The sequence below is a fragment of the Mucilaginibacter sp. A5337 genome, from assembly GCF_059690695.1.
In genome coordinates, this window is the sequence record NZ_JCAWEC010000005.1 from 218,928 (window position 1) to 233,051 (window position 14,124).

14 protein-coding genes are annotated in these 14,124 nt (G+C 41.5%); 5 read left to right on the plus strand and 9 right to left on the minus strand.

Translation table 11 applies throughout. The features are described from left to right. The 4 genes from AC59JO_RS18215 to AC59JO_RS18230 form a co-directional block, all read right to left on the minus strand. Positions 1–330 (minus strand): hypothetical protein (locus AC59JO_RS18215; RefSeq protein ID WP_497306984.1); only part of this gene is annotated, 330 nt, incomplete at its 3' end. Positions 331–409: 79 nt separating this feature from the next. Continuing rightward, positions 410–562, minus strand: a complete 153-nt coding sequence (locus AC59JO_RS18220; RefSeq protein ID WP_497306986.1) for a hypothetical protein — start codon at positions 560–562, stop codon at positions 410–412. A 35-nt stretch (positions 563–597) separates the two neighbouring features. After that, complete coding sequence (locus AC59JO_RS18225; protein ID WP_158286820.1) at positions 598–741, minus strand: hypothetical protein; 144 nt, start codon at positions 739–741, stop codon at positions 598–600. Between the two features lie 52 nt (positions 742–793). After that, positions 794–955, minus strand: coding sequence for a hypothetical protein (locus tag AC59JO_RS18230; protein WP_158286821.1), 162 nt, complete (start codon positions 953–955; stop codon positions 794–796). Positions 956–1,523: 568 nt separating this feature from the next. Between AC59JO_RS18230 and AC59JO_RS18235 the strand changes: the two genes are divergently transcribed. After that, complete coding sequence (locus tag AC59JO_RS18235; RefSeq protein ID WP_497306989.1) at positions 1,524–2,954, plus strand: tetratricopeptide repeat protein; 1,431 nt, start codon at positions 1,524–1,526, stop codon at positions 2,952–2,954. A 25-nt stretch (positions 2,955–2,979) separates the two neighbouring features. On the opposite strand, the gene AC59JO_RS18240 is transcribed toward AC59JO_RS18235, so the two are convergent. From AC59JO_RS18240 to AC59JO_RS18250, 3 genes are all read right to left on the minus strand, one after another. Next, a complete protein-coding gene (locus tag AC59JO_RS18240) occupies positions 2,980–3,276 on the minus strand; it encodes a hypothetical protein (RefSeq protein ID WP_091211431.1) in 297 nt (98 codons plus the stop codon). 218 nt (positions 3,277–3,494) lie between these two features. Next, a complete protein-coding gene (locus AC59JO_RS18245; RefSeq protein WP_091211432.1) occupies positions 3,495–3,863 on the minus strand; it encodes a helix-turn-helix domain-containing protein in 369 nt (122 codons plus the stop codon). A gap of 169 nt (positions 3,864–4,032) precedes the next feature. Beyond that, entirely contained in the window at positions 4,033–6,318 is a 2,286-nt protein-coding gene (locus AC59JO_RS18250) for an ATP-dependent helicase (RefSeq protein WP_497306992.1), read from the minus strand. A 330-nt stretch (positions 6,319–6,648) separates the two neighbouring features. On the opposite strand from AC59JO_RS18250, the gene ybiA reads away from it, so the two are divergent. Continuing rightward, positions 6,649–7,209, plus strand: a complete 561-nt coding sequence (gene ybiA, locus AC59JO_RS18255; RefSeq protein ID WP_413667324.1) for a riboflavin biosynthesis intermediates N-glycosidase — start codon at positions 6,649–6,651, stop codon at positions 7,207–7,209. Positions 7,210–7,263: 54 nt separating this feature from the next. On the opposite strand, the gene AC59JO_RS18260 is transcribed toward ybiA, so the two are convergent. Further along, complete coding sequence (locus AC59JO_RS18260; RefSeq protein ID WP_110585230.1) at positions 7,264–7,623, minus strand: response regulator; 360 nt, start codon at positions 7,621–7,623, stop codon at positions 7,264–7,266. Positions 7,624–7,975: 352 nt separating this feature from the next. On the opposite strand from AC59JO_RS18260, the gene AC59JO_RS18265 reads away from it, so the two are divergent. Then, complete coding sequence (locus AC59JO_RS18265) at positions 7,976–9,130, plus strand: hypothetical protein (RefSeq protein ID WP_497306995.1); 1,155 nt, start codon at positions 7,976–7,978, stop codon at positions 9,128–9,130. Positions 9,131–9,239: 109 nt separating this feature from the next. On the opposite strand, the gene AC59JO_RS18270 is transcribed toward AC59JO_RS18265, so the two are convergent. Next, positions 9,240–11,204 (minus strand): M1 family metallopeptidase, encoded by a 1,965-nt coding sequence (locus tag AC59JO_RS18270; protein WP_497306997.1) that lies wholly within the window; start codon positions 11,202–11,204, stop codon positions 9,240–9,242. Positions 11,205–11,469: 265 nt separating this feature from the next. On the opposite strand from AC59JO_RS18270, the gene AC59JO_RS18275 reads away from it, so the two are divergent. Together AC59JO_RS18275 and AC59JO_RS18280 are read left to right on the plus strand one after the other, a co-directional pair. Beyond that, a complete protein-coding gene (locus AC59JO_RS18275) occupies positions 11,470–13,491 on the plus strand; it encodes a thioredoxin domain-containing protein (protein ID WP_497306999.1) in 2,022 nt (673 codons plus the stop codon). Positions 13,492–13,503: 12 nt separating this feature from the next. Further along, the gene (locus tag AC59JO_RS18280; RefSeq protein WP_091211441.1) at positions 13,504–14,007 is read left to right on the plus strand and encodes an FKBP-type peptidyl-prolyl cis-trans isomerase; all 504 of its coding nucleotides are present in this window, start codon (positions 13,504–13,506) and stop codon (positions 14,005–14,007) included. The last annotated feature ends 117 nt before the right edge of the window (positions 14,008–14,124 follow it).

Genomic DNA, 14,124 nt, shown 5'->3' on the forward strand with positions numbered 1-14,124 from the left:
AGAACCTAAGTCACGTTTTGGCTGAGGACCGAAGGCAAAGTCGGCAGAACCTAAGTCACGTTTTGGCTGAGGACCGAAAGCAAAGTCGGCAGAACCTAAGTCACGTTTTGGCTGAGGACCGCGGGCAAAATCAGCAGAACCTAAATCACGTTTTGGCTGGGGGCCACGGGCGAAGTCAGCAGAACCAAGATCACGTTTTGGTTGAGGGCCACGGGCATCGGCAGAGCCTAAATCACGTTTTGGTTGAGGGCCATTGGCGGCGTTTGCTAAAGTTGCTGTTGATAATATGGTGCTTAATGCTAAAGTTGCTATCAGTGTTAAATTTTTCATGACGTTTTTGAATGTGTGGGGGTACGTGAATATTTTTTTGTTTAATAAATCTCTCTTGTGTGTTGTTGTCTTTTTTTATTTAGTCGGCGCTGCCTAAATCTCTTTTAAAGCCGGTTGTCAACGAGTTAACCGGGGCGATCACCATTTTTTCTTTGCTTTCATTTTTGTTGGTAGCTGATGATAGTGCTCCTGCACTAAGGGCTACTGTTGCTATGAGGATGAATTTTTTCATGTTGTTTTATGTTTTATTGATCGTGAACAGATAAATCAGTCAGCACTTCCCAGGTCCCTTTTGTAACCGGTTGTGAATAAATGAAGGTTAGCAAACTCAGCTTTGGGGCTTTCCTTTTTGCAGGATGATATAACTCCTGTAAAAAGAACTGCTAAAGTGATGGTGATTATTTTTTTCATGATCGTGTGAATATTATCGATGTTGAATTTTCTGTATGATTTTAATCTGATCTCAGTCGGCGCTTCCCAGGTCGCGTTTAAAACCGGCGGGCGTTTTTGTGAAATTGACAGCTGTTGGCTGAGCATCTTTTTTTGTCGATGATGACAAAACCGATGACGATGAGAGTACTCCGGCGCCTGCGGTCAGAAGTACAAAAAACACTGCTTTTTTCATATTGATTAATTATTGTATTTAATATTCTATTTTTTAAATTAATACGATAGTAAATATTTATTAAAACTCATTAAGCTTATTTTAAGCTTATCACAAATATTTTAAAAGTCAGATTTTATACTCTGTTTTTTTAAAAATCCTGTTATTTTAAATTTTAAATAAAAGCTATCTGTTTCGTATTTTTATGCTGTTAATTATTCGGTTAAATTACTAATTTTAAATGTAATATCATTCCGGTTAGTTGTTAATATGGTATACAATTTGTTGCACGTTTTTCACGTTATTTCGCTTATTTGATATACAAACTATAAACATATGGTACATTTTGTATATATGTTTAAATATTATTGTAATTGGTTATAAGTTACCGTGGGTGATATTGGATGCTTGTTTTTATGTATTTAATACATTGTATATCAGATATTTAACACTGCAAATATAAATATGTTTTTTAATTAGTTAGAAAAAATATAAAAATAATTTTCCACATTGTTTTTTATTCTTAACATTAAATATAATTCAGCATTATTTTATAACTTTCACCCCAACAGAACGTAGAAGTGTTTTAATGAAAAAAATCGGCACATTTATATTATTCTTTTTATTATCGCTTACGGTATACGCGAATGATATAGCTGATGTTGCTGCTAAAGATACTACTGAAGTAATAAGCCTGAACACCAATGCTTATGCAAACAGGCTCACAAACCCCGAACAAACCGTAGAAGACGCTACCAAAGCGCTTAAACTATCTACCAAACTAAACTATATTGATGGTATTGCAGAGGCTTATCGGGTTATTGGTATTGGGAAATACTATCTTGATCAACCCGAAAAAGCTATTGAAAATTATTTGAATTCGCTTTCATACTTCACCCTTAACAATAACCTGAGAGGTGAGGCCAAAGTTTATAATAATATCGGGATCCTGTTTCGGGACCATGATTACGAACGCTCGCTTACTTACCTCAACAGATCACTGGAGATAGCACAAAAAATAAACGATACTAAACTGGTTGGATCGCTGTATTTAAACATAGGCAACGTTTACACGCGCAAAAACAACCTGTACATGGCGCTTAAGTTTTATGATAAAAGCTTCCCGATATTTCAAAAACTAAGCGACTCGGTAAACCTGATCCAGTGCCTGCAAAACCGCGGTGTTATTTATTTTAAGCTTAAGGATTATGATAAAGCCCTGAGTTTGCTGCTGGAGGCCAATTCGGGCGCAAAGGCACGTGATTTAAATGAATCGGTTGCCAGCGTTGACCTCACGCTTGCAGCCCTTTATATGACAAAAGGCGATTTTAAGAACGCCGAAAAAATGGTACAGGAGGGAACAGCTTATACCCAGCTGGTAAAGGACCCTAAGCTCGATTACGATTATAAATATACCACGTACGAACTTGAGTATAATAAAAAGAATTTTGCCCGTGCAGTAAATCTGTTGAGGGAAATATATACCCAGGATAGTATTACCTACAAAACCAACGTATCGGCACAAATGAACCTGGTGGAGGCCAAACGCCGGCAGGAGGAGCAGCTGAAAGAAAATGAAAGGATTGCTGAGCGCCAGGCTTATGACCGGTCGAAATTTTGGGCGGTAACCGTGGTTGCGGGTTTGTTGCTTGTAGTAATTGGCTTGCTGATTAGTAATGTAAAGCGTAAAGCCAAAACCAATGCCCAGCTCACGCTGCTAAACGGCGAGGTATCCCGGCAAAAAGATAATCTTGACCGGATCAATCATCACCTCGAAGAAATTATTGATGAGCGTACCAAAGATTTACAGTTGAAGAATAAGAAACTTTCAGAGCATTCTTCATATCTGTCGCATCAGATCAGGGGGCCCATTGCTACTTTACGCGGTTTAATTAATCTTGAAAAAGAAGGCCTGGTTGACCAGGCCGAATGTTTGGATATGATGGATAAGTGTGTATCCGAAATTGATGAAAAAATCATCGAAATGAGCGATATGCTCCATAACCCGCCGCGGGTTTAATTCCAATTACCATTTCTCTTTCGTATTAACTAAAATGTACCGGCAGGCTTGAATGTATTTGCGCTTCAATAAGGCCCAGGTAAATACAATACCACGATATCATTTGTAAAACCAGCAGTTGCCTGTGTTTATCATAACCCTGTGTTTCAAAGGCCAAAGCTTCATTGCCGGCAGTCACAAAAAATCTTACTTCGCCTTTGCTGGGTTTAAAGCGAGCCCTTAGTAAGTCAAATGCTTTTATTTTTAACTTACTTTTAGGATCATGAATAATACCGTCGCTCAGGGTTTCATTTTTTGATATGGAGATAAGATAATTCGACATACAGTTTGTATTTGTAATCCGTATGCCACAATTATTACTCCAAACCTTTATAAAACGCTCATTATCGCTAAATTAGCTAATATAAGAAGAAGATTCTTTATTGATGTTTCCTTTTATTAAATATTGTTAACTGGTATTTAATGGAACCAATAAAACAGGACATCAAGCGAAGCAAACAATGTACACTATCTGTAAACTGTAATATTTACAGCACACATTCACATAGCTACGCTGGCCTTGTTGCGTAATTCTTCGTAAAGTAATATTACTTTGCGTTGTAAATTGGCAATTTCTGATTCGCGGTCTATTAGCTTTTTTTGCGCAACACTTAAACTTGAGGGCCTCATGTCAACTTCTTCGGTGTCAAGAGCCAGTATGTTCACAACGTTAATGTCAAAAATATTGGCTATCTGTTCAAGACGCGACAAGTTAATATCAGTTACTCCGGTTTCAATTTTTGAAAATGCCGGAATAGAGATGCCCAAACGGTTAGCCACATCTTCCTGGCTCCATCCATGCTGATGGCGTAATGTCCGGATGTTTTTACCAACGGATTTGTTTGTTTTCTTTTTTACAGTATCGCTCATATTTCAATCAAAATATTAATTAGGGAAAGGGATACTGATGTAATCCAAATGGTATGCCATCATTAAATTACCTTTAAATTAGTGTTATAAGGGCAATTTAATGATGGACTGTGGTGAGGCCTGGGGAATCAATTCCTCAAAGTAGGGATTTTAACTCTTGGTTTATGTTTTACTGAATGATGTAAAGCTTTGCAAATTTTAGCAATAACTGCTTTTGGCCAATCTCTTTAAAGAAGATGGTAGCTTTTATATCGGGCTTGTTGCCTTCAAGTGATATCACTTTACCAAAGCCAAAACGTTCATGTTCTACCTCCATACCCACCTGCAGATTGGATGTGTCGGAAGGTTTGAAATTGGCCGATGGCACGTGCGCCTTAGCCAGTATGGACGTAGTTTTTACTGGTGCAGCAGCTGCCGGTTTTGGCCGCGAAAATGTATCAGGCTGCTTATCCCTGCTCCATGCTTTGCGTTCGTCCTCAAAAAATGGATTACTGCCGGAAGTCGGTTTTGCAGTGTAATCGAGTTCAAGGTATTTTGCATCAATTTCGTCCAAAAAGCGGCTCGGTTCGCAATTGATCAATGTTCCAAACTTAAAGCGTGAGGTGGCATAACTGATATGCAGCTTGCTTTCGGCACGGGTAACTGCCACATAAAACAACCGGCGCTCTTCTTCCAGGTCACTGCGCGAATTAAGTGACATCTGCGACGGGAAAAGATTTTCTTCAAGCCCCACAACATATACCTGCGGAAATTCCAAACCTTTTGACGAGTGGATGGTCATGAGCGAAACGGTGTCTGCATCTTTATTTTTATCCTTATCGTCATTGGTTAACAGGGCTACGTCCTGCATGAAAATATCGAGGCCTTTTTCCTCAATATCTTCCCGCTCCGAAAACTCCTTAATACCGTTTAAAAGCTCCTGGATATTTTCGTAACGGTTAAGTCCCTCTACAGATTTATCTTCATAAAGATCTTTCAATAAGCCCGAATGCTGGGCCACATATAAAGCAGATTCGTAGGCTGATTTTGTTTTGGCCAATACCTGGAAGCTCTGGATCATGGTGGCAAAATTGGCTACTGCACCGGATATTTTACCCTCAAGGTATTTGCCGGGTTCAACAATAACTTCCCATGGTGTTATGCCATGCTGATCGGCCGCTACGATGATCTTATCAACTGAGGTGTCGCCAATACCGCGTTTAGGGTAGTTGATAACACGTTTCAAAGCTTCTTCGTCGTTAGGGTTAAAGGTAAGCCTGAAATAGGCTATCAGGTCCTTGATCTCCTTGCGTTGATAGAACGACAGGCCTCCGTATATTTTATACGGGATGCCCAGCTTACGTAAAGCCTCCTCCATGGAGCGGGACTGTGCGTTGGTACGGTAAAGTATGGCAAACGCGGCCCATTTAAGCCCGTTCGAGCTGCGGTCCTGCATGATGGCTTCGGCTACCAGTTTACCTTCTTCGTTGTCGCTAAAGGCCCGCATAACTTTGATCTTATCGCCCGATTCTTTTTCGGAGAATACGTTCTTTTTAAGCTGATCTTTATTATTGCGGATAATGCTGTTGGCTACATTTACAATATTTTGTGTAGAACGATAGTTTTGCTCCAGCTTAAACACTTTCAGATCGGGATAATCCTTCTCAAAATTGAGGATATTTTGAATATTGGCACCGCGGAAAGCGTAGATACTTTGAGCATCATCCCCTACAACGCAAAGGTTTTCGTTAACGGCAGCAAGCTTTTTAACAATCAGGTATTGCGAAAAGTTGGTATCCTGATACTCATCAACCATGAGGTATTTAAACTTATGCTGATACTTGTTTAGCACATCAGGGTGCAGTTTCAGCAGTTCGTTGGTTTTGTACAGCAAATCGTCAAAATCCATAGCGCCGGCACGGTAGCAGCGGGTAGCATACATCTCGTATATTTTGCCCATTTGCCCGCGGCCGCTCGAAAAGTCGTCGGCCTGGATCTGCTCGTTCTTGTTGTATTCCTGCCAGGAGATCAGGTTGTTTTTTGATGCCGAGATGCGGTTAAGTACAAAGTTTACATTGTACAGTTTATCATCAAGGTTCATTTCTTTTAAAATGGCCCTTAACACACTCTTGCTGTCGTCGGTGTCGTAAATGGTGAAGTTGCTTGGATAGCCAATTTTTTCGGCCTCAACCCGTAAAATTTTGGCAAACACCGAGTGGAAGGTACCCATCCAGATATTTTTGGCTTCGGCACCAACAACATGGGTAATACGTTCGCGCATTTCGCGTGCAGCCTTATTGGTAAAGGTAAGTACCAGTATGTTAAATGAATCAACACCCTTGCGTATCAAATGCGCCACGCGATAGGTAATAACACGTGTTTTGCCCGATCCGGCACCGGCAATAATCATTACCGGCCCTTCAGTTTGTTCAACTGCTGCCCTTTGTTCGGGGTTTAATCCCTGTAAGTAATCCAAAATCTTTTCCTCTTTTCTTGAAGCAGCGAAATTAAGGTTTTGGGGCGAAAGGGGAAAGGATTTCGGATGTCGAATTTGAGATTTCGGATTTGGACTTTTTGTTGGGATTACACCGATTATTTTTTGATTACACCGATTTTGAATGTTGATGTAGATAACCGCGTTGATTAGGCTAATTTTTTAAAGACTGGTTTTAGATTGGGGATTCCTTTTTTACTTCACTTTTATCCTTGCGCTCATCTGTGATGAGTGCTTAACATGGCTTCGCGATTGTATCGCGCGGTGGACGATCTTTAATACTGTTAAACAAAATTTTTATAGTTTTAAACCATGCTACAGCACTATGATAAACAATGGCTCATTCAGGAGTTTAAACAGGAAAAACCGGTTAAATATCTTTTCTTTTGGGGACATACTCCGAAACCAGGCGAACAGGTAGGGAAATTTTGTTTCAGTCAATGGTTTGAATTGCCTTTTACCGTTGATGGGATAACCTATCGCACTGCCGAACATTGGATGATGGCCAAAAAAGCTTTGTTATTTAACGACACCGAAATTCACGATAAAATTATTGAAGCCGTTAAGCCCGGCGAAGCCAAAGATCTTGGTCGGGAAGTAAGAAACTTTGACGACGAGGCATGGAAAGCGCAACGTTACGAAATAGTAAAACAAGGCAACATACACAAGTTTAGTCAATATCCACTTTTTGCCGATTATCTGTTGGCTACCGGAGACCGCGTTTTAGTTGAAGCGAGCCCAAGAGACACGATATGGGGTATAGGTTTAGGAGGGGATAATCCCAAAGCACAGCATCCGGATACCTGGCGGGGATTGAACCTGTTAGGGTTCGCGCTGATGGAAGTGAGGGCTATTTTGAAAGCTGCGAAGTAATATTTTGTTAGGTTTATGGGAATAACTTTTAATTGATTTTAATGAAGTTATTCCTCAATTCAAAAACCTGTTAATGGTTTTCACCAGCTTATTTACATCAAAAGGCTTGGGTACAAAAGCATCATAACCAAAGTTAACCAGGGCAATGGCCTGTTCATGGTAGGCCGAGATCAGGATCACGGGGATATGCCGGGTATCCTCATTGCCTTTAATAAGCTGACAAATACGACCGCCGTTAAGGCCCGGCAACATATAATCAGTTAGTACAAGATCGGGGTTGTAATTTTTTACGGCTGCAATAATATCATCAGTACGGTCAAGACCTGTAACCTCAAAATCATGAAAGGTAAGCACAGTTTCAAGCACCCGTAAAATTTCGGCATCATCTTCAATTATGAGTATATTTTTTGCCATAAGTAAATTGCTAATTTAATACAGTTAGTTATTAGCTTTTAATGTCACAAATAAACAAAATGTTTTATAATTAAAAATATTTCGCGGTATTTAGGTGGAGTTAATATAGAGCTATATTACAAATATCTTCCTTATAAGCAGTTAGATATCATGCTATTTTGATAGTATATTATCTTTTGTAAAGATAATTGCTTTGATCCCTTTTTCCAATAGAAACAACTGATAGTTAACCATATAATCACTTTGTGACAATAGTGCAAACGGCTGCAATGCTTGTTTTTATCAATGAGGTGCAACGCATTGAAAAGTTGCTTGTCAATTAGGGCATAACCTGACAAATATGATTTGCAAAATGAAAATTAAATTTAACCTAAGCTTAATGTTTTTGATGCTTTTTGTTGCTATTGCAAACAACAGTGTTGCGCAGTTAGCCAATAAGATGGAAAGTGATGACAGCGCTCCTGCGGGCCGGGGCGAAACAGATACGCTTGGCAACAATGCAGCCGGGATCCTTCCCGCTCCTGATGTTTTGAAAAATACAGGTATCGTTTATGATGATAGTGGCGATTGGCAGGATCGGGTTAAAAACGGAGTGTTGAAGATTGCGTCGAAAAAATATGGCAAAGTTTATACAGCCGGTAAATTGGACGAGCTAATGATCGATAACCGTTTTGGTGAGGTTAAAGTAAATACCTGGAGCCGCAACGAGTTTAGTGTGGAAGTACAGGTGAAAATTTATGCCGATAAACAAGCCGACGCCCAGAGTTTTTTAGATGTGGTTGGTGTAAGCGATAAAAGGGGAGAGGCCATGGTATCTTTTAAAACAATTATTGGGAATAATTACAGTAACAGCAATGTGTTATGGACAGGGGAGGACAAGCCTCATCTTAAAAAAATCGAGATCAATTATGTAGTTTTTATGCCCGCAAAAAATGCATTAAGTATCAGCAATAGTTACGGCACAACTATTCTGCCTGATTTTAGCGGGAAACTCATATTGAACACTCTGTACTGTGATGTTACAGCAAAGAGGCTGATCAACCCGTTAAACAACGTAAAAGTAAACTTTGGTAATGCCAATATTGAAGCATTTAGTGGTACCCGGCTCGAGGTTTTGCATGGCAGCCTTGATCTTAATGAAGGCAGTAACTTTAATGTAAGCGTAAGCTATGGCCCGGCAAGGATAGGGCGAATTTATTCTTCGGCTAACGTTGATGTAAAATTTGGCAAACAGTTCAGGATTGAAAATATCGACAAAAGCATCAAAACATTAAACGTAAATGCAGCCTACTGTAGCGTTCAGGTGGGCCGGGTCACCGGGGTAAATGCCAATTGTAATATCAATACCTTTTATGGACAATTGAACATCAACGATCCTAATATTAAATTGCTGAGTAATGCAACATCAGATAATGCAGCAAAAAGCTATAAAGGCTGCCTGGGCAAAGGGAATACAAGCAGGAATATCGTTATAAAAACAAATTTTGGACAGGTTAATTTTGATTAAAAGAACAAAAAATGGCGGTAAGCCCAAACACTCACCGCCATTCAAAATTCCATCTAATCTCTAATTTTCCATAAATCCGAAATTGAAATTCCCAAATCCGAAATTAAAATCACTCTCCCCTGTAAACGTTGTTTTTAAGGTCAACGTCGGGCAGTTGATGATTAGGATCAATCTCCATGCTTTTAATGGCCGATGTTGAAGGATATTTAAACTTCCAAACGCCATCCCGCTGCCAGATATTTACCGGCAAATGAAGAATTTCAGTTTTGCCATTAGCCTGAACAATTTTAAGATCAACAGGCATGGCCATTTTTTCCTTATTGGTAAGGGTGATCAGCGCACCTTCGGCCGGGTTGCCTTTGATATAGCTTACTGAAGTAATAGCCTGGTCAAGCTTCCAGGTGGTAAAGAACCATGATTTCCAAAACCAGTTCAGGTCTTCGCCTGTGGCGTCATTCATTGCCCTGAAAAGATCGTAAGGCAGCGGGTGTTTAAATGCCCAGTTTTTTACATACTCACGGAAGGCATAATCAAAACGCTCGGGACCGATTACTACGTTTCTTAAGATATCCAAACCTAAAGCTGTTTTTGTATAGTATTGACCGTAATCATTCAATCCGATAGCCTCCGGAGGGGTCATGAGCGGGTCTTTGCTGTTGCGGTAACCGGCCAGTATATTTTGTGCCGAACTGCTTCTTTCAACATATTCGCCGTTGTTAAATGCCTTGGTGGCATATTCATTGATGAAAGTATTAAAACCTTCGTCCTGCCACATGTATTTACGCTCGTTTGAGCCCACGATCATCGGGAACCAGTTATGACCTATTTCATGGGTAACATCGCCCCAAAGGTCGCCTTTTTTCAGGTTGCTCAGGCAGAAGATGGCGCCCGGATATTCCATTCCCAAAGCTACGCCCGATACGTTCACTGCCGAGTTCCATGGATATTCAAAATATAAGTTTGAATAGATCTCCATGCTGTTTTTTAGATACTCGGTTGAACGGCCCCAACTGTCATAGCCTGAGCTTTCAACCGGGTAAGCCGACTGGGCAATGCCTTTGCGGCCCGAAGGGAAGTTAACCCGTGCTGCATCCCAGATAAAGGCATCCGAAGCACCCCAGGCAATGTCGCGGGTGTTTTGCATTTTAAAATGCCAGGTAAGCGTACCCTTAAACGGACGGGTTGAACCTTTACCAACTTCTGCAGCGCTGATGACGGTTACCGTTTTATCGCTGTTGCGGGCTTGCTCCAGTCGCTTCAATTGGGTTGGCGTAAGTACTTCTTCAGGATTTTGCAAATCGCCCGAACCAACTACAATTTTATTGGCCGGGGCTGTGATGTAGTAATCAAAATCGCCGTACTCGCAATAAAACTCGCCTAAGCCCATGTAAGGCAGGGTGTTCCAGCCTTCTACATCATCGTATACGCACATACGCGGATACCACTGTGCAATTTCATAAACATTGCCTTGTTTGAATTTTTTGCGGCCCATACGGTCGGCGCCATAAAATGGAATGGCGAAATCATAATTTACCTTGATCTCAATTTTTTCGCCTTTGCCGTCCATTGGGGAATTAAGGCGCAGTTGCATGCGGGCGTCAGTAATGATCGGATCAACCTTATAAGTTTCGCCTTTATAGGTAACCTCAACAGAAGCAATATGGTAACCTCCGCGGCTAAAACCACGAACATCAAACCTATCGCCGGTATAAGGAGTTACCGCTGCTCCGCGCGAGTCGGGTTTAAAAAGGTTTTGATCCAATTGCAGCCACAGGTAGTCGAGCTTATCAGGGCTGTTGTTGGTATAGGTAATGTTAACCTCTCCGGTAATGGTAGTGTCTTTGCCTTCGTTAAGTGAAGCTTTGATCTGATAATCGGCCCGGTTTTGCCAGTAATTTGGCGAAGGTTTTCCGGCAGCAGAGCGGGTTCCGCCGCTGGTAACCGGCCAGGTAATCGGGCCAAAAAGATCGCGGTGATTGTATTTTGTTGTGTCGGTGCTTTGGGCCGATGCCGTTCGCGTTAAGGGCATCAGCGCTACAGCGCATAATAAATAATTCAGTTTAAAACAGTTCATCTTAAATTTTTGGTAACAAGGGGGCAAATAAAGGGAAATAATTTGTGAGTTTGATAATTTTTAGCGTTGAAATGGTTGGATATAAGAACCTCACCTAAATCCTCTCCAAAGGAGAGGACTTTGAATTGCATCATTGGTGAAGTATCAAAGTTTTTACACCCTCTCCTTTGGAGAGGGAAGGGTGAGGTTAAAACTTTTCTAAATAATTACCATTTAACTTACAGGTGCAATTATATCTGCATTTTTGCAGCAAATACACAGCTATATGAATCGTTTGGCCAACTCTACATCGCCATATTTATTACAACACGCCAATAACCCGGTTAACTGGTACCCCTGGGGCAAAGAAGCCCTTGATAAAGCCAGGGCCGAAAATAAACTGATCCTGGTTAGTATTGGTTACTCGGCCTGCCACTGGTGCCATGTAATGGAGCACGAAAGCTTTGAAGATGAAGCGGTGGCTGCCGTAATGAACGAATACTTTGTTTGCATTAAGGTGGATAGGGAAGAGCGCCCCGATGTCGACCAGATTTATATGAGTGCCGTGCAACTCATGAGCGGCAGGGGCGGCTGGCCGCTTAACTGCATCTGCCTGCCCGATCAACGGCCCATTTACGGCGGTACCTACTTCCGTAAAAACGACTGGACATCGTTACTCTTTAACCTTGCCGATTTCTACAAACAAAAGCCCGAAGAAGCTGAAGACTATGCAGTACGGCTTACCGAAGGAATCCAAAAATACGAGTCGATTGAATTTGTGGTTGCACAGGCAGAACATACCAAAGATGATCTGCAATCTATTGTAAATAACTGGAAACGGTATTTTGATAAGCAGGAGGGAGGTACCGGCAATGCACCCAAATTCCCGATGCCCAATAATTGGCTGGCTTTAATGCGCTACGCTCATTTAATGAAGGATGAAGAGATTGCCCAACAGGTAAAACTCTCCCTGCATAAAATGGCGTTCGGCGGCATTTATGACCATGTTGGCGGCGGCTTTGCCCGTTATTCGGTTGATGGGCGCTGGCATGTACCGCACTTTGAAAAAATGTTGTATGATAATGCCCAGCTTATCGGCCTGTATGCCGAGGCCTACACCTGGAAGCCGGATGAATTGTACAGGCAGGTAGTTGATGAGATCATCACTTTCAGTACCCGCGAGCTGATGTCGCCAGATTATGGGTTTTACTCGGCGCTTGACGCGGATAGCGAAGGGAAGGAAGGCAAGTTTTATATTTTTACCAAAGATGAGATCGAAGAGATCCTGGGAGATGAAGCCGGACTGTTCAGCATCTACTACAATATTACGGAGGATGGCAACTGGGAAGAGGAAGAATCGAACGTATTGTTCCGTAAGGATAGTGACGAAGAACTGGCCCAAAAGTTAGGTTTGCCGGTCGATGAATTACATGCCAAAATAAATGCTTCAAAACAAAAAGTATTTGAAGCACGCAGCGTACGTGTACGACCTGGATTGGATAACAAGATCCTTGCTTCATGGAACGGCCTGATGTTAAAAGGCTTGAGTGATGCTTATCGAACGTTTAATAAACAGGAGTATCTTGAACTGGCGCTGAATAACGCCGGGTTTATTTTAAATAACCTGCTTGGTCAAAATGGCAGGCTATCACGGGTTTATAGTGCCACATCGTCGCAGGATAAGCCTGTTGCATTTTTGGATGATTATGTCAATATCATTGACGGCCTTATTGCGCTGTATGAAGTTACTTTCAATGAGCACTGGCTGTTGCAGGCCAAAAGCCTTGCTGATACAGCCATAGCCCATTATTATGACGAAACAATGGGTATTTTCTTTTTCACGGCCGATGATGATGAGCAGCTGATTGCCCGTAAATCTGAAATTATGGATGGGGTGATCCCGGCCTCCAATTCGGTTATGGCAAGGGTGCTTAAAAAGTTAGGCTTGCTTTTTGATAACGAAAGCTACGTTGAGGTTTCGGCTCAATTGTTACGCAATGTAATGCCACAGCTGGCAAAGTATGGTTCGGCCTATTCAAACTGGGTGATGCTTTTGCTGGATGAAGTATTTGGTATAAACGAAATTGCGATAACAGGTACCGAAGCCGAAGCTTTCAGAAAGGAAATGGAAAATAATTACATCCCCAATAAAATTATGTTGGGTGGTAATACAGGAAGTTTACCTTTGCTGCAGGATAAGTTTGGTGCATCAACACAAATTTTCATTTGTAAAGATAAAACCTGCGGATTACCTGCTCATAACCCGGCCGACGCCCTTAATGAAGTTGAAGCCAGATTTTACAACTAAAAACAATTTACAATGAAGATTGCACCTCAGCACGTAGTATCATTAACCTACGATTTGTACGTAGACCGCGAAAACACCGGTACCGAAACTTTGGTAGAAAGTACCACCCAGGAACAGCCGCTTACCTTTTTATTTGGTGCCGGTCAGATGTTGCCTAAATTTGAAGAAAACCTGAGCACACTTTCAACCGGTGATACTTACGAGTTTCGCTTATCTCCTGAAGATGCTTACGGTGTATATGATGAAGAAGCTGTAGCCAACCTGCCTAAAGAAATGTTCCAGGGAACTGAAATTCCTGAAATTGGCAGCATTTTGCCTTTACAGGATAACCAGGGCCACCGTTTCCAGGCTATGGTAGTTTCAATTGCCGAAGATGCCGTTATTGTTGACCTTAACCACCCAATGGCTGGCCAGGAACTGCATTTTAAAGGTAATATCCTTAACGTGCGCCCTGCAACCCCTGAAGAATTATCACACGGCCACGCACATGGTCCGGATGGTCATCACCACCATTAAACCCCACCCAAACCCTCCCCTAAAGGGAGAGGGCTTTAAATAAAAAAGGTTCGCTTTAAGTGAACCTTTTTTATTTAAAGTATGCAAGGAAAGTCTCCCCTTTAGGGGAGATTTAGA